This window comes from Streptomyces sp. NPDC029138, from assembly GCF_055564375.1.
In genome coordinates, this window is the sequence record NZ_JBVHWM010000104.1 from 1 (window position 1) to 24888 (window position 24888).

Consider the following 24888-nt stretch of genomic DNA (forward strand, 5'->3'; position numbering starts at 1 on the left):
TGGATGTCGCTGAAGAAGATCATCGGCTCGCACTTCGCGAACTACCGCGAGGCCTGGGAGGCCAACCGCCTCATCGCCAAGGGCAAGATCCACCCCACGCTGTCGAAGGTGTACTCCCTGGAGGACACCGGGCAGGCCGCCTACGACGTGCACCGCAACCTGCACCAGGGCAAGGTCGGCGTCCTGTGCCTGGCGCCCGAGGAGGGCCTGGGCGTGCGCGACGAGGAGACGCGCGCCAGGCACATCGACGCCATCAACCGCTTCCGGCACACCTGACCTCGGCCGGGGCCGGAGCCGGGCTCGTGTCCATGGCCCGCCAGGACGGCAGCACGAAGGGGACGAGGGACGTGAGGAGGAACGCCAGCCCGGTGACGGCGAGCGCGGCGGGGACTCCGACGGAGTCGGCGGCGAGCCCCGCCAGCAGGCCGCCGAACGGGATGCCCGCCCACGCGCTGGCCTTCACCGCCCCGAGGACCCGTGCCTGGAGACGCGGGGGTATCCGCTCGTACTGGAGCACCCCGAGGAGGGGATTGACCAGCCCGCCGGCGATCCCCGCGACCAGGCTCACCGTCAGGACGGGGGCGAGCGTCGAGCAGACGCACAGCGCGAGGAACCGGGGGGCGCCCGCGAGCAGGAAACCGGTCCGGAACGTGACCGACCGGCTCAGCCGGGGGCCGAGCCAGGCCCCCGCCACGCTCCCGGCGACGGTGCCGACGCCGATGGTGCCGGTGATCAGACCCAGCGCCTGCGGGCTGTCCATATGGGCCTTCACCCAGGCCGGCAGCAGCACGGCGGAGAACGCCTGGTCCAGCAGGTTGCTCACGGCGATCAGGACGACGATGCCGAGCAGCAGCCGGTCCCCGCGCAGGAAGCGCAGCCCCTCGGCCAGCTCCGCCCGGTATCCGCCCGGCGCGTTCCCGGCCCGCGGTGCGGTCGCCGGCTGCCGCGCCGGTGCCGTCGCGCACGACACGATCAGCACCGAGGCGACGGCGAACCCGCCCGCGGTGACCGCGAGCGTCGACGTGACACCGACCGTGGAGAGGAGGACGCCCGCGAGCGCCGCCCCGGCGATCAGCCCGCCACGCATGGCTCCGGCCGACAGCGCCACCGCGCGCGTCAGCGGCACGCCCGCCCGCTCGGCGACGGCGGGCAGCAGCACGTTGCCCGCGCAGTCCGCCACGCCGCGCGCCATGGCGGCCACCGCCACCAGGGCGCACAGCGGGCCGAAGCCGAGCGCGCCCGCCAGGTGCAGGACCGGGACGGCACCGAGCGCCACCGCGGCCAGGGCGTTTCCCGCGACGCAGGACACCCGGGCGCCCCACTTGTCGACCACGGGCCCGGCCAGCGCCTGGAGGACGACGTACGGGGCCGTGTCCGCGAAGGCCACGACGCCGGCGTGGGACGTGCCCCCGCCGGTGCCGAGGGCGAACCAGGGCAGGGCCAGCTCGGACATCGAGGTGCCGAGCACCGAGATGAATCCCGCGCACAGGAGGATCACGAGCGGGCGCCGTGATCGGCTGGTCGGTACGGTGATGCCGGTCATCGTGGCTCCAGACGGCTCGGGGAGGTCGGGCGCCGCGTCCCGGCGCCCGACCGGCGGATCACACCGCGGCTCACACGGCGAGTTCCTCGGCGAATCCCAGCCGGGAGAGGAACTCCCGGAGGGCGGCCGTGCCGGACTCGGCGTTGAGCATGAGCACGAAGCCGCTGCCCCGTCCGGCGTCGAGGAAGGACAGGCACCGGGCGCCCGACGGCTCGCCGAGATGCCCGAACCAGGTGCTGCCGGACACCTGCCGGAGCATGGTGCCCAGGCCGTAGACGCCTTCCGCGGTGGGGCGGATCATCTCCCGGGCCAGCTCGCCGTCGACCAGACGGTGACCGGGCGTCCCGTGGGCGGCGTGCCAGATCTCCAGTTCCAGGGCCGCCAGGTCGCGCGGGGTGGACCACAGGCCCGCTCCCGCCAGTTCCGGTGTCCGGCGCCACCGGCCCGCGAGCGGGCGCCCCTCGGCGTCGTGACCCGACGCCACCTCGCCGGCGGGGAAGGGGACCCCGGGCGACAGGGCGGTGTGGCGCAGCCCCAGGGGTGCGAACAGCCGGTCGCGGGCCAGGTCCGCGATCGGCCGGCCGCCGACGTCCTCCAGAATCCGCTGGACGACCGCGTAGTTGGTGTTCGAGTAGCGGAACCGGCCGACGTGGCGGCCGTCGGCCGCCAGGCGCGGCGGTGTTCCGCCTCCGGGCGCCGCCGACTCGGCGAGCGGCGGCAGCGGTTCGCCCGGACCGAAGTCCCGGCCGGGCGCGACGGGCAGACCGGCACTGTGGCTCAGCAGGGACCGCAGCGACACGGCACCGTGTCCGTCCGCGCCCCGCACCCGCCAGCCGTCGAGGTAACGGTTGACGTCCTGGTCGAGGTCGAGCGTGCCGTCCCGGACCAGCACCAGGCACAGCAGGGCGGTGACGTGCTTGGCGAGGGAGCCCGCCTGGAAGACCGTGCCGTCGGTGAGCGTGCCCGGTTCGCCGCGGTGGGCCGTGCCGTGCGCCCACGTGGCCGTCAGGGCGCCGTCCACCACGACGGCCGCGCTGACCCCGGGCACCCGGTGCGCGGCGAGGATCGCCGTCAGGTCGGCGTCGTCCGGCCGCAGCCGGTCGAGGAACGTGCCCACCGTGAGCCCGGGCGCGGACGACGGGGGACGGTCCGCCGCCGCGGCGATGGCCTCGACGGTGCGGTGCCGCAGGATCTGCGCCACGGTCACGGGCACGCCCGCGGCCCGGGCCCGGGTCATGACGAGGAGCGCCCGGATCGAGTCGCCGCCCCGGTCGAAGAAGTCGTCGCGCACACCGAACCGTTCCCGCTCCAGGACCGCCGCGCAGGCCTCCGCGAGGACGCGCTCGGCTGCGGTGCGGGGGGCGACGTACGGCCGTTCGTCCGGGCCGCCGTCCCCCTCCAGGGCGGGCAGCGCGTTGCGGTCGATCTTGCCGTTCGGGGTGAGGGGCAGCCGGGGGAGCAGCACGAAAGCGTGCGGCACCATGTACTCCGGCAGGCACCGCGCGAGGTGTTCGCGCAGCTCCCGCTCGGTGGGCCGGTGGCCCGGCGCGGGCACCACGTACGCCGCCAGCCCGGCCGTCCCGCCCGCGGTCCGCGACACCTCCACCACGCTCTGCCCGACCGCGGTGTGCTCGTCCAGCCTCGCCTCGATCTCCCCGAGTTCGATGCGGTACCCGCGGACCTTGGCCTGCCGGTCCAGCCGGCCGAGGAAGTCGACCCGGCCGTCCGGGAGCAGCCGTGCGTGGTCGCCGGTGCGGTAGAGCCGGCCGCCCTCGGGGCCGAAGGGGTCGGGCACGAAGCGGTCCGCCGTCAGGGCGGGGCGGTCCAGGTAGCCGCGCCCGACTCCGTGCCCGCCGATGAACAGCTCGCCGGGGACACCCACCGGTACCGGGCGCAGGGCGGCGTCCAGGATGTGGACGCGTTCGCCCGGCAAGGGCCGGCCGATGGTGACGGGGCGGTCCGGGTCCGAGACGGGGTCGATGGTGGACCAGACGGTGGTCTCGGTCGGCCCGTACACGTTCCACAGGGTGCGGCAGCGGCGGACGAGGTCCCGTGCCAGCGCGGCCGGGAGCGGCTCCCCTCCGCACAGCGCCCGGACGGACGGCTCGTCGAAGCCGCCGGCCAGCAGCACCCGCCAGCCCGACGGCGTCGCCTGGACGAAGCTCACCCGCTCCTCGCGGATCAGCGCCACGAGTCCCTCGGGGTCCGTGGCCGCGTCCGGGGGCGCCACGACGGTCCGGGCGCCGGTGACGAGGGGCAGGAAGATCTCCAGGCCCGCGATGTCGAAGGAGATCGACGTCAGGCTCAGCCAGGTGTCCTGGGCGCCGCTGTCCAGCCGGTCCCGCATCGCGCCGAGGAAGTGGGCGATGGCCCGGTGCTCGATGTCCACGCCCTTCGGCCGGCCGGTCGAGCCGGACGTGTAGATCGTGTAGGCGAGGTCCCGGCCCGTCGGACGCGGCAACGGCGGCCCGTCCGGTTCCCCCTCTTCCTCCTCCCCGGGAGCGTCCGGGTCCAGCACGGGCACGGCGCAGCCGGGAACGGGCCGCGCGGCGCCGCCGCTCAGCACCAGCACGGCACCGGAGTCCTCCAGGACGAGGGCGCGCCGCTGCGCCGGGTACGCCGGGTCCAGCGGGACGTACGCCGCACCGGCCTTGAGCACGGCCAGCAGGGCCGTGACGGTGCCGGCCGACGGCCGCAGATGGACCGCCACCCGGGTGCCGGGACCGGCCCCGGCCCGGCGCAGCCGGTGCGCCAGCCGGTCGGAGTCCGCGTCGAGCCGGGCGTAGGTGGTGGACCGGCCGGCGTGGCGCAGCGCGACCGCCCGCGGGGCCGCCCGGACCTGTGCGGCGAAGAGGTCCAGCAGGGTGTCCTCGGCCGGGGGCCCGTCGTCGGCCCCGTTCGCGGTCAGCTCCCGCAGCTCCTCGTCCGACAGCATGGGCAGGTCTCGTACGACGGTGTGCCGGCCGCTCGCCAGCTCCGTCAGCAGGCGGCCGAAGTGGCGCAGCAGCCGCTCGGCGGCGTCGGCCGCCACCTGGCCCCGCTCGTAGTTGAGGGTCAGGACGAGTTCGCCCGCCAGGTCGGCGCGGACCAGCAGCGGGTAGCCGGGCTGCTCGTGCCCGGTGACCGGGGTGAAGCGAAGGCCGGCGGGCTCATCGTCGGCGACGGCTCCGGTGTCGGTGAAGACGAGGATGCTGTCGAACAGCCGCTGCCCGCCGGGGACGGCGGTGTGCCGCTGGATCTCCGACACGGACAGGTATCCGTACCGCTGGGCCTCGGTGAGCCGGGTGTGCAGTTCGCGCAGCCAGTCGCCGACCGGGCTGTCCTCCGCGACGCGGACCCGGGTGGGCAGGGTGTTGATGAGCAGTCCGACCATGCGGTCCGCTCCCGGGACGCCGGACATGCGCTCGGTGAGGGTGTTGCCGAACAGGACGTCCGAGGTACCGCTGTAGCGGGCGAGGGTCAGGGCCCAGGCGGCCTGGAGCACCGTGTTGACGGTGACCTTGTTCGCGCCGGCGAGCCGGGACAGGGCCGAGGTGACAGGGGAGGGCAGCGCCAGCGGCCGGGTCGTGGTCGCGCCGGTCCCCTCCTGCGCACCGGCCACCACGGGGATGGGTGTGGGACCGGCGAAGCCCTCCATGGCCGACCGCCAGTAGGCGTGGGCGGCCTCGGTGTCCTGGCTGTTCAGCCAGGCGATGTGGTGCTGGTAGGGGGTGGGTTCGGGCAGCTGCGGCGGCCGGCCCTCGCGGCTGAGGGACTCGTAGCAGGCCCGCACCTCCGCGAGGACCAGGGACACGCTCCACCCGTCCAGCAGGATGTGGTGGTTGTGCCAGACCAGCAGGTGCTCCCCGGGGCCGGTGCGGATCAGGTGCAGGCGGTGGGGCGGGGCGCCGTGCAGGTCGAAGCCCGTGCGCCGCTCCGTGTCGAGGAGGTCCGCGAGCCGCGCCCGGAGCCGGCCCGGGTCGTCGCTCCAGTCCGCCGTCTCGGCGGGCAGCGGCAGGTGACGGTGGACGATCTGCACGGGTTCGGGGACCCCGTCCCAGGCGAAGGTGGTGCGCAGGGCCGCGTGCCGGTCGGTCACGTGCTGCCACGCGGCCAGCAACGCGGACGTGTCCAGCTCGCCCTCGACGCGCCACACCAGCTGGGTGACGTAGTCGCCCCGGCCGGGACGGTGCAGCGCGTGGAACAACAGCCCCGTCTGCATGGGGGACAGGCCGTGGACGGTCTCGACCCCACGGGCGTCGAGGCCGGCCAGCAGCTGGTCCAGGCCCCGCTGGTCGAGCCCGGCCAGCGGGAAGTCCGACGGGGTGGCCCCGGCGGCGCCCGAGGTGCAGTGGCCGACGAGCAGGCGCAGCCGGCGCAGGAAGTCGTCGGCCAGCCGCCGTACCGTACCGGCGTCGTGCACGCCGGGCGCGTAGGTCCAGCGGATGCGCAGAGCGCCGTCCAGGACCGCCGCGTTGACGTCGACGAGGTGCGGGCGCAGGCCGGAGGCCGCCACCTCCGCGCCGACGGGACCGAGCCGCCGCAGCAGCGGTCCGGTGGCCGTGTCCCGCGTGTGGTGTCCGTCCGCGATGCGGCCGTGGTAGTTGAAGCTGACCTGCGGCGGGGCGTACCGGGCCAGCGCCTTGGAGGTGTCCGGGCGCAGGTATCGGGCGAGCCCGTAGCCGATGCCGTTGTGGGGGAGGGCGCGGAGCTGTTCCTTGACCGCCTTCAGGTGGGCGGCCGGGTCGTCCTGCGACGGCAGCGTCAGGTGGACGGGGTGGATGCTGGTGAACCAGCCGACCGTGCGGGTGAGGTCGACGTCGTCGAAGAGGGGTTCCCGCCCGTGGGCCTCCAGGTGGAGCGAGGCCGTCCGGGACCCGGTCCACGCGCACAGGGTCTGGGCCAGGGCGGTCAGCAGCAGGTCGTTGACCCGTGTCCGGTAGGCGGCGGGGGCCTGGCGGAGCAGCGCGGTCGTCTCCGGTTCGGGCAGCGTGGCGGTCAGACTCGCCGCGCCCGCCTCGGTGTTGCGGCCTCCGGCGTGATCGGCGGGCAGCGGCTCGGCGTCGCGGCCGGCGCTCACCCACGCTGCGGCCTCCGCGGCGAACTCCGCGCTCTCGGCGTGCCGGGCGATCCGCGCGGCCCATGCGCGGTAGGAGGTGGTCTTCGCGGGCAGCTCCGGTTCCCGCCCGCTCGCCAGCCGCCCGTACACCGTGGCCAGGTCCTCCAGCAGGACGGCCCAGGACACGGTGTCGACCGCGAGGTGGTGGATGGTCCAGAACAGCTGGTCCGGGGCGTCGGGTCCGGCGCGGAACAGCACGGCCCGCAGGACCGGGCCCGCCGTGAGGTCCATCGCCGCGTGGGCCCGGTCGGCCTCCCGCGTGACGACCGCCTCCCGGTCGGCCGCCGGCACCCCGGCCAGGTCCACCACCCGCAGCAGGTCGCCCTCCTCCCGCTCCGCGATGTGCTCCTGCCAGTCCCCGGTCGCGTCGCGCACCAGCCGCAGCCGCAGGGCGTCGTGGTGCGCCGTCAGCGTGCGCAGCGCGGCGGCCAGCAGGGCGGGGTCGGGGCGCGGGGTCCAGGACAGTCTCACGGACTGGTTGTGATGGTGGTGCGGCCAGTCCTGCTCGGTGAACCACCGGTGGACGGGGAGCAGTTCGACGGCGCCGGACACCGTGCCCTGCTCCGCGCCGGCCACGCGCCCGGTGCCCGCCGACCGGTCGACGGACGCGGCCAGCGCGGCGACGGTCTGGTGCTCGAACACCTGCCGGGGCGTCAGGCGCAGCCCGGCCCGGGCCGCTTCGGCGACCGTCCGGATGGAGAGGATCGAGTCGCCGCCCAGTTCGAAGAAGTTGTCGTGCGCTCCCACCTCGGCGACGTGCAGGACGCGCGCCCAGATGTCGGCGAGCGCCCGCTCGGTGGGCGTCGCGGGCCGCCGTCCCCGGCCGGGGGCCGGGTCACCGGCCTGGTCCGGGGCGGGCGCGGGCAGCCGGTCGCGGTCCACCTTGCCGTTCGGCTTCAACGGCAGGGTGTCCAGGGCCACGAACGCCTGCGGCACCATGTACGCGGGCAGCGCGTGCCGCAGATGGGCGCGCAGCTCCTCGGTGGGTGCCCGGTCGGCGCCCGCCGGTGCCGTGTAGGCCACCAGTCGCTTGTGGCCCGGGACGTGCTCGGTCACCACCACCGCGGCCTGGGCGACCCGCAGGTGGGCGAGCAGCCGGGCCTCGATCTCGCCGAGTTCGATCCGGAATCCGCGCAGCTTGACCTGGCCGTCGATCCGGCCGATGAAGTCGAGGGTCCCGTCGGGCCGGTACCGCACCAGGTCGCCCGTGGCGTACATCCGCGCGCCCGGGGTGTCGCTGAAGGGGTCCGGCAGGAAGCGCTCCGCCGTGCGGGCCGCCCGGCCCAGGTAGCCGCGGGCCACCCCGTCGCCGCCCGTGTACAGCTCGCCGGGGGTGCCGACGGGCACGGGACGCAGATGTTCGTCCAGGACGTAGACGGTCGTCTGCTGGATCGGGCGGCCCAGGGAGACGCGGGCGCCGACCTGTTCGGGGGCGGTCAGCGGCGCGCAGGTGGTGTAGGTGGTGTTCTCGGTCGGCCCGTAGCAGGCGACCACCGTCAGACCGTCGTGCGCGTCGAGGGCCGCGCGCACCGCGCCGGGCGAGATGACGTCCCCGCCGGTGAGCAGATGCCGTACGTGGACGAACGCACCGGGGTCGTACTCGGCGATCTGGTGGAACAGCCCGGTGGTGAGGAACACGACGGTGACCCGGTGCTCGCGCAGCAGGGCGCCGATCTCGGCGACGCCCAGCCGGCCGGGCGGCGCGACGACGAGCCGGGCCCCGGTGAGCAGGCTGCCCCACAGCTCCATCGTGGAGGCGTCGAAGGCGACCGGCGCGATCTGGAGCAGGGTCTCGCGCTCGCCGAGCCGCGCGTACGTCGGCTCGTGCACCAGGCGGATCACCGCGCGGTGCGGGACCATGACGCCCTTGGGCCGGCCGGTGGAGCCCGAGGTGTAGCTGACGTAGGCCAGGGACTGGGGGGTGGCCGGGCAGGGGGGTGGGCCGGCGGGCTGGGCCGCGAGAGCGGTGACGGTGGCGGGATCGTCCAGGTCGAGCACGCGGACACCGCCGTCCGCCGCGAGCGGGGTCTCGTCGGTGCCGGCCGTGCCGCGCACGAGCAGGGTGGCGCCGCTGTCGGCGAGCAGCGCCTCGTTGCGCTCGACCGGATTGGCCGAGTCCAGCACGAGGTAGGCGGCGCCCGCCTTGAGCACGGCCAGCAGGACGACGACCAGCTCGGCCGAGCGCGGGAGGGCGACGGCCACGGGGACGTCGGCGCGGGCGCCGCTCGCCCGGAGCAGATGCGCCAGCCGGCTGGACGCCGCGTCGAGTTCGGCGTACGTCATGACCGTGGTCCCGGCGACCAGTGCCGTGGCGTCCGGCACCCGGGCACAGGTCCGGGCGAACAGCTCGGGGATGGTCGCGTCCGCCGGATACGGCCGGAAGGTGTCGTTCCATTCCTTGGTGACGACGTCCGTCTCGGCCGCCGAGAGCAGGCTCACCTCCTCCACCGGCCGCGCGGGGTCGCGTACCACCCGGGCCAGGAGCGTCTCCAGATGGCCGAGCAGCCGCCGGCCCGTCTCCGGGGCGAACAGGCTGGTCTCGGCGACCAGTTCGAGGGCGATCCGGTCGGGGCTGTGCACGACCGACAGGAGCAGGTCGACCTTGGGGGAGGCGGTGTCCCCGGGCAGGTGCTCGGCGGTGACGCCCGGCAGGTCCCACCGGTCCCCGCCCGCCTCGGTGCACTGGAAGAGCACCTGGTAGAGCGGGTTGCGGGCGGCGTCGCGCGGCAGCGCCAGCGCCGCCACGACCTCCTCGAACGCGATGTCCTGGTGGTCCAGCGCGTCCAGCACCTGCGCGTTGACGCGCGCGGTCAGCTCGGAGAAGGACGGGTTGCCGGTCAGGTCCGCCGGAATCGCGACCGTGTTGGCGAACAGTCCGATCACGGACTCGATCTCCGTCCGCGTCCGCCCCGACACGGCGGCGCCCACGGCGAAGCGCCGCCGGCCCGACCACCGGCTCAGCAGCAGATCGAACGCGGAGAGCAGCAGGGTGAACAGGGTGACGCCCTCCCGCTCGGCCAACTGGCGTACCGCACGGGCGAGTTCGGGAGCGAGGACGTGGTGCGCGCTGTGCCCGCGGTGGGACAGCCGCGGCGGCCGCTCGTGGTCCGTGGGCAGGTCCAGCACGGGCGGCACGTCACGCAGCACCGTCCGCCGGTGGTCGAGCCGGCCGGCCACGGCACCGGTCTTCCTCAGGCCGGCCTGCCACTGCGCGTAGTCCGCGTACTGCAACGGCGGCGGGGGCGGCAGGGGTTCCCCCACCAGACGCGCGCGGTACAGCGCGCTCAGCTCCGCGGCGATGAGCCCGACGGACCATCCGTCGCTCACCATGTGGTGCAGGGTGAGCACCAGGAGACTCTCCCCGGAGCGGACGACGAGCGCCGCGCGGAACAGGGGACCGACGCGCAGGTCGAAGGAGCGCGCCCGCTCCTGTGCGACGAAGTGCGCCGCGGCCTCGCGCTGCCCGTCCGGCGGCAGGTCGCGCACGTCCCGCACCACCAGTGTCCCGGTCCAGTGCGGGTGGACGACCTGACGCGGTTCGTCGGTGTCGTCGAAGGTCGTGCGCAGCGCCTCGTGCCGGTCCACCAGGTCGGTCAGGGCCCGGCCCAGTACATCGGGGTCGACGTGGCCGCGCAGCCGCACCACGTGGTCGATGCCGTAGACGGAGTTGTCCGGCAGGAAGTGGTCCATCGCCCACATGCCGCGCTGGACCGGGGACAAGGGCGCCGGTCCCGAGCCGCCGCGCGGCGTGACGGCGTCCGCGTCCCCGCCCCGTCCGCGCAGCCGCCTGCGCAACAGCGCCTGCCGCAGCGCCGCGACGTCCGGCCGCGGCGGTGTCTCCTGCTCACGGGTGTCCATGTTCTGCCTCCTGTGATCGTCACGCCGCGGCTGTGCCACCGGCTCAGGGGTCAGGGCGATCCGGTGGTGCACCGTTCGCGACTGTGATCCGGCTCAGCCGGCGGGGCACCGGCCCTCGGTGCCGAACACCGCCGTGGTCGCCCCGGCGGTCTCGCCGCCGTCCACCACCAGCTGCTGGCCCGTGATGAACCGGGCGCCGTCGGAGGCGAGGAAGAAGAAGGCGTCGGCGATCTCCTCCGGGGCGGCGTGCCGCCCGCCCGGGATGCGCTCGTTGACGGCCGCCAGCATCTCCTCGGTGTACTCGGCCTGCTGCATGGGCGTCAGAACGGCGCCCGGCGTCACGCACGCGGTGCGCACCCACGGGCTCAGCTCCAGGGCGAAGGTCTGGCACAGCGAGAAGACGGCCGCCTTGGTGGCGTTGTAGTCCGCGTAGAAGGGGTAGCCGCGGCTGCCGTTGACGGACGCCGTGGCCAGGAGCACGCCGCTGCGCCGGCGGACCATGTACTCCGCCGCCTGCCGCCACAGACCCAGCACCCCGAGGAAGTTGACGTCGGTGACGCGACGCGCGGTGGCCTCCGTCAGCTCCAGGACGCCGTGGCGGACGCTGATGCCCGCGTTGGCGATGACCACGTCGAGGGCGCCGGTCTCGGCGTGCACCGCCGCGAGCGCCTGCCCGACGGCGGCCCAGTCCGTGACGTCGACCTCCAGCCACGGCACCGACGAGTCGGTGTCGGGCTTGCGCACGTCCAGGTTGACCACGTGATCACCGCAGCGCGCGAAGCGCTCGGCCGTGGCCCGGCCGATGCCGCTCGACGCGCCCGAGACGATGACCGTTCGCATGAGGAGACCTCCGGCTGTCGTGACAGGGATGTGAGGGGGGGCGGATCAGAACAGGACCCGGTGCGAGCCGGTGCCCCGGTCGGCGAAGCCGGGGCGCAGGTTCCGGCTCACGGTCAGCTTCTTCAGCCACCGGTCGGTGCCGTCGTAGCGGACCGTGAACGGCCGGCGGCCGTGGACGGCGAGGTAGTTGTCGACCACCAGGAGGCTGCCGGGGCCCACCGGCACGTCCTGCTGCACCCGCTCCAGCTCGGCCATCAGATGCTCGACGGCCTGTTCGGCGGCGGGGTCGGCGCCGACGCAGCGGGTGAAGGGCCGGTCGATGCGCAGATACGGGTTGAGGTGGTGGCCGAACAGCAGGGCGACCGGCTCGGGCCGCTCCAGCATGCTCTGCGCCTCACGGAGCGCGGGATGGCCGGGGGCACGCTCCGCGAGCTGCCGGACGTGCTCGTCGTCGGGCACGATGAGGAACCGGCGCTCCCCGAGGATCTCGCGGTCCTCGTCGGAGAGCCGGATGTCACGCACCGACGACACCACGGTCGGCACCCGGTCCGGGTTGCGCAGGCCGAACAGCAGCAGATAGTCGCACCGGCGGGGGTGGAAGCCGTCCTCGGTGTGGAACTCCAGGAGGGTCTCGCTGCCGTGTCCGCTCTGGCGCCGCTCGTCGCCCCGGATGGGCAGGATGTTCTGCACGAGCCGGCCGGATTGCAGGGTGGACCAGGTGAAGGGCTCGCCCAGCACCATGCCGCACAGGCCCAGCAGCAGCTCCTGGTCCCGGGTCGACTTGCCGTCGGCCGCCAGCTCCCAGTGCGCGGGCGTCGGTCCTATGAGGACGTCGTCCACCGGGAACCCGTGGATCAGGCAGGCCGCGGCCGGCTCGGTGTGCCGGAAGTCCAGCAGGAAGTTCCGCAGCCCGTGCGGCAGTTCCTCGGCGGCCTGCCGGCGCCGGTCGTAGAAGAGGGGGTCGGCCGGGTCCTCGTGGTCCCGGAGGTGTTCCAGCACGGTCTCGAGACGGGCGAGGTCGGTGCTGTCGAGCGTGTAGGCGAGGGGGACGTCCAGGCTGGTCATGTGTCACCTGCTTTCGGTGGCGAGGGTGTGCTGCTGTTCGTGGGGCGCGGACGCGGCGTCCCGCCCGTGGCCCATGGCGTCCCGCAGGCTCTTGGGCCGCATGTCCGTCCAGACCCGGTCGATGTGGTCGAGACAGTGGTCCTTGGGGCCGCGGGTGCCTTCGGCGTGCCAGCCCCGGGGAAGATCCAGGGCGGCGGGCCAGACCGAGTACTGCTCCTCGTCGTTGAGCACGACGAGGTACTCACCGGAGTCGGGCATGTCGGCTTCTCCTCATGATGTGTGCGCGTGGTCAGTCGGCCAGGAGCCGCAGCAGCTCCTCGGCGCTCAGGGAGTCGATCTCGGCCTCGACCATCCGCGTCAGGCGGGACGCGGTCTGCGCCACGGTCGGTGCCTCGAACACCAGGCTCAGCGGCACGGGTACGCCGAACGCCTCCCGCATCCGGTTCGCCGCCCGGGTGACCAGCAGCGAATGGCCGCCCGAGGCGAAGAAGTTGTCGTGCGCCCCCACGGTGGTGCCCAGCAGCTCGGACCAGATGGCGGCCACCGCCGCTTCCGTCTCGTCGCGCGGCGCCACATAGGCGCTCTCCCGTGCCGCCTCCAGGTCCGGCGCGGGCAGCGCCGCCCGGTCGAGCTTGCCGTTCGGCAGCCGGGGGAAGGCGTCGACCTCGACGATGGCGCTCGGCAGGGCACCGCCCACCAGCCGGCCGGTGAGGAAGGCCCGGACGTCGGCGGTGGTGGCACCGGCCGCCGGATCCAGCAGGACGTAGGCGGCCAGCCGCCGGTCCCCGGGGGCCGCCTGCCAGGTGGCGGCCGCCGCCTCGACCACGGCGGGATGGGCGCGCAGCGCCGCCTCGACCTCGCCGAGTTCGATGCGGACCCCGCGGATCTTCACCTGGTGGTCGGCCCGGCCCAGGTACTCGATCGATCCGTCGGGGCGGACCCGGCCCTGGTCGCCCGTCCGGTACAGCCGGGCGCCGGGACGGAACGGGTGCGGGACGAAGCGCTCGGCGGTGCGGGCCGCGTTCGCGTGGTAGCCGCGGGCCAGGCCGACGCCGCCGACGTGGATCTCGCCGGGGGTCCCCAGCGGCGCGGGCCGGCCGTGCTCGTCCAGGATGTGGACCTCGTGGTTGTCCACCGGACGCCCGACGGTCATCGCCGCCGGATGCCGGTCCGGGTCCCGCTCGGCGCACCGGTGCGTGGTCGAGTCGACGGAGGTCTCCGTGGTGCCCCAGTTGTTGTCGAGCCGTACCGTGTCACCGAACCGCTCGAAGAAGCGGCGCACGGTCCCCGGCAGCAGTGCCTCGCCGCCGGAGACGACGCTGCGCAGGACGCCCAGGCCGGCGAGGTCGTCGTCGGTCAGCTCGTCCAGGAAGAGGTCCAGCGCGCTGGGCACGAACTGGAGCTGCGCGGCCCGGAACCGCACGGCGGCGTCGATCACCGCCCGCGGGTCCGCGCCCCGCCCGTCGCCGAGTACTGCCACCCGCCCCCCGGAGCACAGGGGCCACAGCACCTCGGCGACCATCACGTCGAACGTGGCGACGCACTTGTGGAGCACCGTCTCACCGGGGCGCAGCCGGTGCTGTCGCTGGAGCCACTGCACATAGTTGGCCCAGCCGCGATGGGTGCACGCCACGGCCTTGGGCAGGCCGGTCGAGCCCGAGGTGTAGTAGAGGGCGCACAGGTTGTCCGGCCGCGGCAGCGGGCCGGTGCCGGTGGTGGTGCCCGGCTCGGCGGCCCAGGAGGTGAGCGGTGTGCCGCCGGCGGAGGTCACGAGTCCGGCGTGCCGGGGCTGGGTGAGGACCACCGCGGGCCGGGCCTCGGTGAGCACGTGGGCGAGCCGGTGCGGCGGCACGGCCGGGTCGATGGGCAGGTAGGCGCCGCCGGCCTTGAGCACGCCCAGCACCGCGACCAGCAGCTCCGTCGACGGCCCGAACATGATGCCGACCGGCACCTCGGGGCCGACCCCGTGGCCGCGGAGCACGGCGGCCAGGGCGGTGGCCCGCCCGTCCAGCTCCGCGTAGGTCAGCTCGCCCGAGGAGTCGGCGACGGCCGCTGCCCCCGGCGTCCGGGACACCTGCGCCTCGAACAGCTCGTGCAGGCACACGTCCTGGAACTCGGCGACCGGGCCCCGGCCCAGCCCGAGGGCCTCCCGCCGCTCCCGCTCGTCCGTCAGCACCAGCTCCGACAGCCGGGCCGCCGGCTGCCGGGCCACCTGGACCAGCAGCTCGCGCAGATGCCGGGCGAGACGGCCGGCCGTGGCCTCCTCGTACAGGGCCGTGTCCCAGGTCAGTTCCACGGTCATCCGGCCGGCGACGCGCTGGAAGGAGACGCTCAGGTCGTACTTGGAACCGACGCAGACCTCGGGCAGCTCGGTGACCGTCAGACCGGGCAGCGCGGGCGGTTCGCTCCGGCTCACGTGGTCGACCAGGATCTGGAACAGCGGGGTCCGCGCGGGGTCCCGGTCCCCGCCCAGCTCGCGCACCACGTCCGCGAACGGGACGTGGCGTGCCTCGTAGGCGTCCAGGGCCGTCTCGCGCACCCGTTCCACCAGCTCCGCGAAGGACGGATCACCGCTGACGTCACCGCGCAGCACGAGCATGTTGACGAACGGGCCGATGACCTCCCGCAGCGCCGGCTCGTCCCGCGTGCCGAAGGTCGAGCCCACGGTGACGTCCGTGCGTCCGGACCAGCGGGCCAGCAGCGCCTGGCAGGCGGCGACGAGCACCATGTGCGTCGTGGCGCCGCGGCGGCGGGCGAGCCGGTCGAGTCCGTCGGCCGTCGCCGGTGGCACGTCGAAGGAGCGCTGGGCGCCACCGCCGGCGCGGTGGGCCGGACGCGGCCGGTCGGGCGGAAGCTCGAACGGCGTCAGCCCGGCCAGCGCCGCGCGCCAGTGGTCCAGTTGCGCGTCGAGATCCTCGACGGCGCGGGCGCGCTCGGCGTCGGCGTACCGGACCACCCCCGGTGTACGGCGGTCCTCCCCGGCTCCTCCCACCAGTGCGGCGTACCCGGCCTCCAGCTCGCGGTGGAGGATGTCCCGAGAGCCGCCGTCGAAGGCCATGTGGTGGACCGTCAGGCACAGGATGTGCTCGGCGTCCGCGACCCGGAGCAGGATCGCCCGGACGGGCAGGCCCTCGGCGAGGTCGAGGGGTGTACGGGCCTGCCGGCGCAGCTCCCGCTCGACCTCTTCCGGCCCCGCCTCCCGCAGATCCGCCACGGCCAGGGTGAAGTCGCTCGCCGGCCGCAGCACGCCCACGGGCCGGTCGTCCACCGTCCGCACTCCGGTGCGCAGCACCTCGTGCCGGGCCACGACGGCCTCCAGGGCACCGCCGAGCGCCGCCACGTCCAGCTCGCCGGTCAGGCGCAGGCGCAGCGGGATCAGATAACCGCTGTCCTGGGGGTTGAACTGGTCGGCGAACCACATCTGCTGCTGCGCATGGGTCAGACCGAGGTCGGAAGTCCGTCCGGCACGGTGTTCCGCACGGCCGGCGTGTCCGGCGCGCGATGACTCGTTGGAACGCATGGATACCCCTTCGATCGGCCCTGCCAGCGTGTCCGCACCCGCTGTCGCGCCACTCCTCGCGCCGTCTCGCCCGTCTGTCGTGGCGCTCTCGCGGCCGTCACCGGCGACGACAGACCGGCGAAAGCCCCGCGACAGCCGCCGTCCGTAGCGTCGGTGCTGCCCGCAGACGGACGGGCCGCCCGGCCGCCGTACAGGTCGGCCCCGCACGGCCGCCGTGCACAGACCGGGCTCCGGACCCACCGCCGTACACAGGCCGGCTCCGCCCGGCCGCCGGGTACGACCGGACCCTCCGGCTCGCGACGAACAGAAACGAGGACCCAGTTCATGGACGAGACAGCACGGGTGACCGTGGCGCCGGCCGACGCGTCCGGCACCGGGGAAACGGACCTGGTGCGCACGGTCGTGGACGCGCTGAGCAGCACGCTCGCGGTGCCGGGCGGAGTCGACGCGCACGACGACTTCTTCGAGCTGGGCGGGAACTCCCTGCTCGCCGCGCAGACGGTGGCGCTGCTGCGCCGGCGGCTCGGCGTGAAGGTGACCGTCCGCGAACTGTTCACCGCCCGCACCGCCGCGGCGCTCGCGGCCCTCATCGAACCCCGCGTGCCCGCCGCACGCTCCTGACGCCGGACGGGGACGCCATGACCGACCACCGCATTCCCCTGCTCTGCCTGCCGCACGCCGGAGCCGGCGCGAGCTTCTACTGGCCCTGGCGCAAGCTCCTTCCCGACGGCCTGCGGCTGGCCCCCCTGCAACTGCCGGGACGCGAGGACCGGGTGGAGGAGGAGCCCTGGACCGACGTGCACGACGCGGTCGAGGGGCTGCTCGCCGACGCCCTCGACGCGCTCGGCGACGCCCCGGCCGTCGCGGTCCTCGGCCACAGCCTCGGCGCCGTCCTCGCCTACGAACTGGCCCGGGCCCTGGTCCAGCGGCACGGCGTCACCGTCGCCGGGCTGTTCGTCAGCGGATCACCCGGCCCCTCGGCGAGCCGCACCCGGCGGGCCAGCGGCCTCGGCGACGACGAGTTCCTCGCCCGCGTCGAGGAGTTCGCGGGGGCCCGCCATCCCGCGCTGGAGATCCCCGAGCTGCGGGAGATGATCCTGCCGACCCTGCGCGCCGACGTCGCCATGCACGAGGACTACCGCCCCTCCGCGGTGACCCCGGTGCCCTTCCCGGTGACCTGTCTGCGCGGACGCTCCGACGAGCTGGTGTCGCGGCAGGACGCGCTCGACTGGAGCGCGGTCGCCGGTGCCGGGTTCCGCTTCCACGAACTTCCCGGCGGACACATGTATCTGACCGAGTCGGTGCCCCAGGTCGTCGACCTTGTCGCCGACACCCTCGGAGCCGAGGCGCTGCCGCTGCGCTGAGGCGCCCCGCACACACCCGACGACGGTGAGGCCGACCATGCGACTGAAGAACAAACTCGTGCTCGTGACCGGGGCAGCGCGCGGCATCGGCCGCTCCTGCTCGGTCCGCTTCGCCGAGGAGGGCGCCGACCTGGTCCTCCTGGACGTGTGCGCCGAGGTGCCCGGCGTGCCCTATCCGCTCGCCACCGAGACCCAGTTGGAGCGCACGGCACAGCTGTGCCGGCGTGCCGGAGCCTCGGTTCTCACCGCGCACTGCGACGTGCGCGACACGGCGGCCGTCGACCGTGCCGTCCGCGACGCGGTACGGCGCTACGGACGCGTCGACGTCCTGGTCAACAACGCCGGCATCGCCGCCCCCTCGGGCAAGCCCGCGCACGCCATCACCGAGGAGGAGTGGTCGCTGATGCTCGACGTCGACCTCTTCGGCGCGTGGCGGCTGATCCGGGCGGTGGCGCCGCACATGGTGCGTGCCCGCAGCGGCAGCGTCATCAACGTCGCCTCGACCGCGGGGCTGGTCGGCTACCGGCACTTCGCCGGCTATGTCGCCGCCAAGCACGGACTCGTCGGACTCACCAAGGCCGCCGCGCTCGACTACGCGCCGATGAAGGTGCGGGTCAACGCGCTGTGCCCGGGCTCGGTCCGGGACGATCCCCGGGTCGAGTCCAGGATGCTCTCGGAGATCGCCCGGTCCTTGGACGTCGCGGTCGAGGAACACGAGAACACCTTCGTCCAGGCACAGCCGATGAACGCGCTCATCGAACCGCAGGACATCGCCGCCGCCGCCGTCTGGCTCGGCAGCGACGACTCCCACCAGGTCACCGGCACGGTCCTCACCGTGGACGGCGGCTTCACCGCTCACTGATCCCCGCCCCACCGTCCCACACGGCGTACGAGGAGCCGTAGAGGAGCAGCCGATGCTTACGCACCCAGCCGGCGCGACGACGTCAGGCGGGCCGGACGACGTCGTGTCCGCCCCGCCTCCGCGCGAGCCGCGTCACCGCTGTCCGTTCGGCGAGACCGCCGAGCACTCCCTGGCCCTGACGCTGACCGGGGCACCCGCCGTCCGGGCGGCACGCGAGGCGTTCGCCCGCGCCGGCCACGGCCTCGCGGACCCGGACCGCGTCACCCTGTGGTCCGAGGACCTGCCGTTCGCCTCCGGTGACCCACGGGCGCTGCGGCTGCGCGAGCGCGAGCTGCTGCGCGGCCTGGGCGAGGACCGGCCCGGCGTCCGGGCGGTGCTGCTCTGCTACCGGGACGACGCGGCCGACCTCGTGGTCGTGAGCCGGCACGACGTGCTCGGCCGGACCGGGCTGCGCCGGCTGGCGCACACGCTCGCGGGGCGCGCACCCGGTGAGCCGGCCGCCCTGCCGGAGCCGCCCGTGGCCTCTGGCCCGGCACGTCCGAGGCCGGTGGCGCCGGACACGGAGCGGCCCGCCTGGGGCCTGGCCGGCGCACCGGCCGGGGAGGAGGACGCGGCATCGTCCGGACCGGACGCCGTGCCGGGGGCCGCCGGGCCGGTGACCGCCGACCCGTTCGAGGTGATCGCCGCCGTGGCGCTCGTCCTGTCCCGGTACGAGCAGACCGGCACCGTACGGCTCGCCCTCCCGGCGTCCCCCGCCGAGGACGGCGGCGCCGGCGGTGTCCTCACCGTCCGCGTCGACGAGACACACACCGCGGCCGAGTTCGTCGAGCGGGTACGCCGGGCCGCGCGGAACCTGGCCTGGCCCGCCGACGCGGCGCTGCCCGCGGTCGGGGTGCTGTTCACCGGGGACCACCCCGACGAGCTGTACCGTCCGTTCCTCGCACCGGTGCTGCCGCTCCTGCTGCACTGGCGGTCGGCCGACGGGGTGTGCACACCGGCGGGCGTCCTGCCCGACCCCGGCGCGGTCGATCCCGCCCAGGCGTCCCGCTTCCTGCGGTGCGTACGGCACGTCCTCGACGGGCTGCGCGCGGACGGGAACCCGGTCCTCGGCCGGATCGAGACGACCGACCCCGCCCACACGGCCGTCCTGCGCGCACTGGGCCGCACCGCACCACCGCCGGACGACAGCGCGCGCACCCTGCACGAGGCCGTCCGTGACGTGGCGCTGGCCCAGCCGGACCGCACGGCCGTCTCCGGCGAGGACGGCACCCTCACCTACGCCGAACTCGACGCCCGGGCCACGGCCTGGGCCCACGCCCTGCGGGAGCGCGGCGCCGGCCGCGGCGGTTTCGTCGGGGTCTGCCTGGACCGCACCGCCGACCTCGTCGTCGCCCTGCTCGCCGTGCTGAAGACCGGCGCCGCCTATGTGCCGCTGGATCCGCACTACCCCGCGGACCGGCTCCGCTTCACCGTCGAGGACGCGGGACTGTCCCTGGTCCTCACCACCCTGGCCGACTTCCCGGCCGGCGCCGGGGTGCAGGTGATCGACCCCGCCCGGCTCACCGGCCCGGCGTCCGGACCGCTGCCCGACACCTCCCCGGACGACGCCGCCTACGTCATCTACACCTCCGGGACCACGGGACGGCCCAAGGGCGTCGTCGTCCCGCACCGGAACGTGACGGCGCTGCTCGCCGCCACCACGGACGACATGGAGTTCGGTCCCGACGACGTCTGGACGCTCTTCCACTCCAGCGCCTTCGACTTCTCGGTCTGGGAGATCTGGGGATGCCTGCTGACCGGCGGGCACCTGGTCGTCGTCCCCTTCATGACCACCCGTTCCCCCGCCGACTTCCACCGGCTCCTGGTACGCGAGCGGGTGACCGTCCTCAGCCAGACCCCGTCCGCCTTCGGGGGGCTCCTCGACGCCGACGCCACGGCCGGACCGGACCGGGAACTCGCCCTGCGGCTCGTCGTCTTCGGCGGCGAGGCCCTCGACCCCCGGATGCTGCGACCGTGGTTCCGCCGACACACGCCGGAGGCGTGCCGCATGGTCAACATGTACGGCATCACGGAGACCACCGTGCACGTCACGGCCCGGGACGTCACCCCCGTCGACGCGGACACGGGCTCCGCCTGCGTCGGCCGCGCCCTGCCCGGCTGGTCCGTGTCGGTGCGGGACGCCCGGGGCCGCCCGCTGCCCGTCGGCGCGGTCGGCGAGATCCACGTCGGCGGCGCCGGGGTGGCGCGGCACTACCTCGGCCGCGAGGAGCTGACCGCCGAGCGCTTCCCCACGGACCCGGTCACCGGTGAGCGCCTGTACCGCAGCGGGGACCGGGGCCGGATGCGCCCCGACGGCTCCCTCGACCACCTCGGACGGCTGGACGACCAGGTGAAGCTGCGGGGTTTCCGCATCGAACTGGGCGAGGTGCGCTCCGCGCTGCTCGCCGACCCGGCCGTCGCCGAGGCGGCCGTCGTCCTGGACGAGCGCTCGGACGCGGCGTACACCCGGCTCGTCGGCTACGTCGTCCTGCGGCACGGGTCCGCCCTCGACGTCCGCCGGCGCGTCGCCGGCGTCCTGCCCGAGCACATGGTCCCCGCCGTGCTCGTCCCCCTGCCCCGCCTGCCGCTCACCGTGAACGGCAAGCTCGACCGGGCCCGTCTGCCCCTGCCGGACCGCGCGGGCACCGGTGCGGAAGCGGACGGCGGCACGACGGCGACGGCCGACGGGACGACCGCACCGGGCGCCGCACCCACCGCCGCGCCCTCCACCACGGCCGCCGCCGTGCTCGCCGCCTGGCGGGCCGCGCTCGCCGACGACTCCGTGACCGCCGACGAGGACTTCTTCGAGAGCGGCGGCAACTCACTGGTCGCCGTGCGCCTGCTGACGGCGCTGCGCGACCAGGGCTTCGCCGCCCTGTCACCCCGGGACCTGTACGTGCACCGGACCGTGACCCGGCTGTCCGCCCTGATCGACTCGCGTGCGGGGCGGTCGTGACCGCGGCACCCGCGGGGTACCTCCCGCAGCGAGGCGACGTGAGCGCACCGGCGCCGGACCTGGTCAGGCTCGCGGACACCCGGTGGTGGCTGCACCGCGAGTTCGCCCTGCGCGGGGCGGGCTTCCCGCTGGCCGGGATCGCCCGCCTGCGCGCCCCGGAACTGGCCGGACCGGCGGGCTCCGACCTGCCGCCGGAGGCGTTCGCGGCCCACTACGCCACCGCCCTGCGCCGGCTCACCGGCGAACTGCGCGACCTGGCGGCCGACCCGCGCCTGCGGGAGGCCGTCGCCTGGCAGAACCCCGCCGTCGTGCGGAACTGCCTGGACAAACTCGCCGCGGACCGCGCGCTTTCGGGCTCCCAGCGGCGGCGCGGCGAGGTGACGCTGGCCAAGTACCTCCAGCGGTACACGGTCAAGAACGACACCATCGGCTTCTTCGGGCCCGTGTGCTGGGCGACCGTCGAGCCCGGCGGCACGGCCCTCACCGTACGGCCCGGGGCGTCGCTGCTGGCGCGGCGCACGGTGTACTTCGAGACCTGGGCGATCGACGAGGTCGCCGCGGCGATGTCCCGCGATCCCGAGGTCCGCCCGTGGCTGAGGCCGCGGCTGTCGGAGGGGTGGAGCCACGACGGTACGGCCGTGCGCGGACCGCAGGGCCGGCACCTCGCCCTCGACCCTGACGAGGCGGCCGTACTGCGGGCCTGCGACGGGAGCCGGACCGTGCGGGACCTCACGGCCGGGCCGGACTCCTCCCGCGTCCCGACCGTGCTCCGGTCCCTGGCCGAACGCGGCCTGGTCACGCTGTCCCTGACCGGGCCGGTGGAGGCCAGACCGGAGCGAACCCTGCGCGCCAGGCTGCTCGGCATCGGGGACGAGCGTCTGCGCGGCCGGCTCCTGGCCGGCCTCGACTCCCTCGTCGCCGCACGGGACCGGGTGGCCGCCGCCGCCGGGGACCCGGAGCGACTGACCGCCGCCCTGGACGCGTTGAACACCACGTTCGAGCGGCTGACCGGCACCGGCGCGGTACGGCGCGCGGGCGCCATGTACGCGGGACGGACCCTCGTCTACGAGGACACCGTCCGTGACCTCGGCTGCGAGCTGGGCGCCAGCGTCCTCGACGAGGTGGCCACCGCGCTCGCGCCCGTGCTGCACACCGCCGAGTGGCTGGCCGGCCGCGCCGCACAGCTGTACTCGGCCCGGCTGCTGGAACTGCACCGGAAGGTGAGCCTGCGCCACGGCACCGACGAGGTTCCGCTGGCCCTGCTGGTCGGCGCGGCCACCCCGGACCTCGTGTACACCCCGCGCACTCCGCCGCCGCTGGTGCGCCGGCTGACCGAGGAGTTCCGGGCCCGCTGGGCCCGGGTGCTGCGGCTCCCGGCGGACGGCGCACACTGCTCCGTCCCGCCGCAGGTGCTGGCGGAGCGGGTCGCGCGGGAGTTCCCCCCGCTGCCGGCCGGCTGGTCGGCCGCCCGCCACCACGCGCCGGACGTCATGATCGCGGCATCGGACCCGGAGGCGGTGGAGCGCGGCGAGTTCCTCCTCGTGCTCGGCGAGATGCACGTCGCCATGAACACCCTGGAGGCCCGCTTCTTCGTGGAACAGCACCCCGACCCGGGACGGCTGCTGGCCCGGGCCGCCGCCGACCACCAGGGGCGGCGTGTCGTCGCGGTGCCCGCCCGGGCCTCCGCCGGCGTGACGTCCCGCACCTATCCGCCGGCCCTGCTCAGCCCGGAGTACCGCTACTGGACCATGTACGCCGACTCCACGGGAGCGCCGGGGCCCATCATCCCGGCCGCCGACCTCGTGGTCCGCGCGGACGGCGAGCGACTGGTCGTACACGACCGTGGGACCGGTGCCGCGCACGACCTGCTGGAGGTGCTCGGCGAGTATCTGTCCGGCGTCGTCGTGGGCGCCTTCGGCATCGCCGCCGCGCAGCCGCACCGCCCGCGCATCTCCGCCGGACGGCTCGTCCTGGCCAGGGAGGCGTGGTCCTTCCCGCTGACCGGCGTCGACTGGCCCCGGATCAAGGACGAGGCGGCGCGCTACCGGGCGGCCTGGCGGTGGCGCCGCGACAACGGGCTCCCGGAACGCGTCTTCTACCAGGTGCCCGGCGAGGACAAGCCGCTCTTCCTCGACTTCGCGTCGCCCGCGCTGGTGAACCTGGCCGCCGGGGCGCTGCGCCGGGGCGCGGCCGACCACCCGGAGGCGTCGGTGACGGTCAGCGAGATGCTCCCGGACGCGGAGCAGTGCTGGCTGCGGGACGCCTCGGGAGCCGCGTACACCTCGGAGCTGCGGCTCGTCTTCACCGACCCGGAACACGACCGAGGGGCGCCCGGCGACGGCGACCGCCCCGGCGGAGGTGCGCGATGACCACGACAGGCGTCCCGGCGCAGGACCGGCCGGAACCCGTGACGGCGGGTCAGGCCGCCATGTTCCTCGCCTCCCAGAAGGACCTGACGGGCTGCTCGTTCACGACCGAGTTCACCGCCTCGGTCCACGGCCCGCTGGACCGGGCGCGGGTGGCGCGGGCCGCCCGGGAGCTGACGGCGGGCACGCCGGCGCTGCGGCTGCGGATGACGATCGACCCGTGGTCCGGCGAGGTGGTCCACTCCTTCTCCGGCGAGCCGCTGGAGGTCACCTGGCACGCCGTCGCCGAGGACGAGTTGCCCGCGCTGCTGGAGGCGGAGACCCGGCGGCCCGTCGAGACCGACGACGAACCGCTCGCCCGGCTCGTCGTCGCCGAGCACCGCCCGGGCCACCACAGCGTCGCGCTGATCATCCACCACCTCGCCATGGACGGCCTGAGCCAGATCCCCCTGCTGCGCCGGCTGGGCCTCGCCCTGGCCGGCCGGCCGCACCACGAACCGGAGGCGCTGTACCGCGAGGCGGTGCGCTGGGTCAGGGACGCCGAGGAAACCGCGGCGCGTGAGGACCGCGCCCACTGGCACGCCCGGGTGCCGTCCGGGCTGGAGCTGCCCCGGTGGGACGGTCAGGGCGCCCGCCCCGACGGGACGCCCCAGGGGCCCGGGCCGTCCGGGACGCTGCGGCGGACCCTGCCGGCTTCGTGCGCGCACGGCCTCGTCCGCCGCGCGGACGAGGCCGGAACACGCCTGACACACCTGCTGACGGCCGCCGTCCACCACGCGGCACCGGTCCGGTCCGGCAGCCCCATGGCGGTGTGCGGCGCGGCGTCCGTACGGCCCAGGGAAGGAGCGCTCGGCGAGGTCATCGGCTGTTTCATCAACGAGGTCCCCTTGCTCGCGCAGGTGGCGCCGGGGCAGTCCGTCATCGACACCGCGCGCGCCCACCAGGGCGGCTGGCGCGAGGACCTGCGCCGGCGCAACTTCCCCTTCGCCCAGCTCGCGGCACGGGTCGCGCAGCCCGTGCCGGGCGAGGCGGCGGCGATCGACAGCGTGGTGGTGAGCCACCGGCAGCTGCCGACCACCCTGACCTGGCAGCACGACGGTCTGCGCTTCTCGTCCCGGCTCCACCAGCGCTACCCGGCGGCGAAGACCGAGCTGGCCGTGCGCTTCTTCCAGGACGCGGACGCGCTGACGTACGAGGTCCAGTGGGGGCGGGATCTGCCCGAGGGCCTCGGAGAGCTTTTCTGCGCTCGCCTGCTCGCGGTCCTACAAGGGCTGTAGGCGGCCGTGGGGGGGGGGGGGGGGGGGGGGGGGGGGGGGGGGGGGGGGGGGGGGGGGGGGGGGGGGGGGGGGGGGGGGGGGGGGGGGGGGGGGGGGGGGG

12 protein-coding genes and 1 pseudogene are annotated in these 24888 nt (G+C 75.1%); 7 read left to right on the forward strand and 6 right to left on the reverse strand.

The window, feature by feature from the left end; genetic code table 11:
- Positions 1-276: pseudogene (locus ACZ4WH_RS41725) on the forward strand (crotonyl-CoA carboxylase/reductase); the annotation flags it as partial.
- Here ACZ4WH_RS41725 and ACZ4WH_RS41730 read toward each other — a convergent pair.
- From ACZ4WH_RS41730 to ACZ4WH_RS41755, 6 genes are all read right to left on the reverse strand, one after another.
- The gene (locus ACZ4WH_RS41730; RefSeq protein ID WP_468190869.1) at positions 254-1543 is read right to left on the reverse strand and encodes an MFS transporter; all 1290 of its coding nucleotides are present in this window, start codon (positions 1541-1543) and stop codon (positions 254-256) included. The pseudogene ACZ4WH_RS41725 and the gene ACZ4WH_RS41730 sit on opposite strands and share 23 nt — an antisense overlap.
- A 70-nt stretch (positions 1544-1613) precedes the next feature.
- Positions 1614-10499: an amino acid adenylation domain-containing protein gene (locus ACZ4WH_RS41735; protein WP_468190872.1), complete on the reverse strand. Its 8886-nt coding sequence runs from the start codon at positions 10497-10499 to the stop codon at positions 1614-1616.
- A 93-nt stretch (positions 10500-10592) separates the two neighbouring features.
- Entirely contained in the window at positions 10593-11339 is a 747-nt protein-coding gene (locus ACZ4WH_RS41740) for an SDR family NAD(P)-dependent oxidoreductase (protein WP_468190875.1), read from the reverse strand.
- Between the two features lie 45 nt (positions 11340-11384).
- Positions 11385-12404 (reverse strand): guanitoxin biosynthesis L-enduracididine beta-hydroxylase GntD, encoded by a 1020-nt coding sequence (gntD, locus tag ACZ4WH_RS41745; protein ID WP_468190877.1) that lies wholly within the window; start codon positions 12402-12404, stop codon positions 11385-11387.
- A 3-nt stretch (positions 12405-12407) separates the two neighbouring features.
- Entirely contained in the window at positions 12408-12662 is a 255-nt protein-coding gene (locus ACZ4WH_RS41750; RefSeq protein ID WP_468190880.1) for an MbtH family protein, read from the reverse strand.
- A 31-nt stretch (positions 12663-12693) separates the two neighbouring features.
- Positions 12694-15924, reverse strand: a complete 3231-nt coding sequence (locus ACZ4WH_RS41755; RefSeq protein ID WP_468190882.1) for a non-ribosomal peptide synthetase — start codon at positions 15922-15924, stop codon at positions 12694-12696.
- Positions 15925-16248: 324 nt separating this feature from the next.
- Here ACZ4WH_RS41755 and ACZ4WH_RS41760 point away from each other — a divergent pair, with 324 nt between their 5' ends.
- From ACZ4WH_RS41760 to ACZ4WH_RS41785, 6 genes are read left to right on the forward strand one after another with little or no spacing between them, the layout of a single operon-like run.
- On the forward strand, positions 16249-16545 hold the full coding sequence (locus ACZ4WH_RS41760; protein ID WP_468190885.1) for an acyl carrier protein: 297 nt from the start codon (positions 16249-16251) through the stop codon (positions 16543-16545).
- A gap of 17 nt (positions 16546-16562) precedes the next feature.
- Positions 16563-17288 (forward strand): thioesterase II family protein, encoded by a 726-nt coding sequence (locus ACZ4WH_RS41765; protein WP_468190887.1) that lies wholly within the window; start codon positions 16563-16565, stop codon positions 17286-17288.
- Positions 17289-17325: 37 nt separating this feature from the next.
- Positions 17326-18150 (forward strand): SDR family oxidoreductase, encoded by an 825-nt coding sequence (locus ACZ4WH_RS41770; RefSeq protein WP_468190890.1) that lies wholly within the window; start codon positions 17326-17328, stop codon positions 18148-18150.
- A gap of 52 nt (positions 18151-18202) precedes the next feature.
- Complete coding sequence (locus ACZ4WH_RS41775; RefSeq protein WP_468190892.1) at positions 18203-21145, forward strand: amino acid adenylation domain-containing protein; 2943 nt, start codon at positions 18203-18205, stop codon at positions 21143-21145.
- 38 nt (positions 21146-21183) lie between these two features.
- Positions 21184-23514 (forward strand): lantibiotic dehydratase, encoded by a 2331-nt coding sequence (locus ACZ4WH_RS41780; protein WP_468190895.1) that lies wholly within the window; start codon positions 21184-21186, stop codon positions 23512-23514.
- Positions 23511-24788: a condensation domain-containing protein gene (locus tag ACZ4WH_RS41785; protein ID WP_468190898.1), complete on the forward strand. Its 1278-nt coding sequence runs from the start codon at positions 23511-23513 to the stop codon at positions 24786-24788. Before ACZ4WH_RS41780 ends, ACZ4WH_RS41785 begins: the two co-directional genes overlap by 4 nt.
- Positions 24789-24888 lie beyond the last annotated feature (100 nt).

Bases quoted from the DNA above. Each gene is read 5' to 3' on its own strand.
- ACZ4WH_RS41730 (WP_468190869.1), bottom strand. From the start codon at position 1,543: ATGACCGGCATCACCGTACCGACCAGCCGATCACGGCGCCCGCTCGTG.
- ACZ4WH_RS41735 (WP_468190872.1), bottom strand. From the start codon at position 10,499: ATGGACACCCGTGAGCAGGAGACACCGCCGCGGCCGGACGTCGCGGCG.
- ACZ4WH_RS41740 (WP_468190875.1), bottom strand. From the start codon at position 11,339: ATGCGAACGGTCATCGTCTCGGGCGCGTCGAGCGGCATCGGCCGGGCC.
- gntD (WP_468190877.1), bottom strand. From the start codon at position 12,404: ATGACCAGCCTGGACGTCCCCCTCGCCTACACGCTCGACAGCACCGAC.
- ACZ4WH_RS41750 (WP_468190880.1), bottom strand. From the start codon at position 12,662: ATGCCCGACTCCGGTGAGTACCTCGTCGTGCTCAACGACGAGGAGCAG.
- ACZ4WH_RS41755 (WP_468190882.1), bottom strand. From the start codon at position 15,924: ATGCGTTCCAACGAGTCATCGCGCGCCGGACACGCCGGCCGTGCGGAA.
- ACZ4WH_RS41760 (WP_468190885.1), top strand. From the start codon at position 16,249: ATGGACGAGACAGCACGGGTGACCGTGGCGCCGGCCGACGCGTCCGGC.
- ACZ4WH_RS41765 (WP_468190887.1), top strand. From the start codon at position 16,563: ATGACCGACCACCGCATTCCCCTGCTCTGCCTGCCGCACGCCGGAGCC.
- ACZ4WH_RS41770 (WP_468190890.1), top strand. From the start codon at position 17,326: ATGCGACTGAAGAACAAACTCGTGCTCGTGACCGGGGCAGCGCGCGGC.
- ACZ4WH_RS41775 (WP_468190892.1), top strand. From the start codon at position 18,203: ATGCTTACGCACCCAGCCGGCGCGACGACGTCAGGCGGGCCGGACGAC.
- ACZ4WH_RS41785 (WP_468190898.1), top strand. From the start codon at position 23,511: ATGACCACGACAGGCGTCCCGGCGCAGGACCGGCCGGAACCCGTGACG.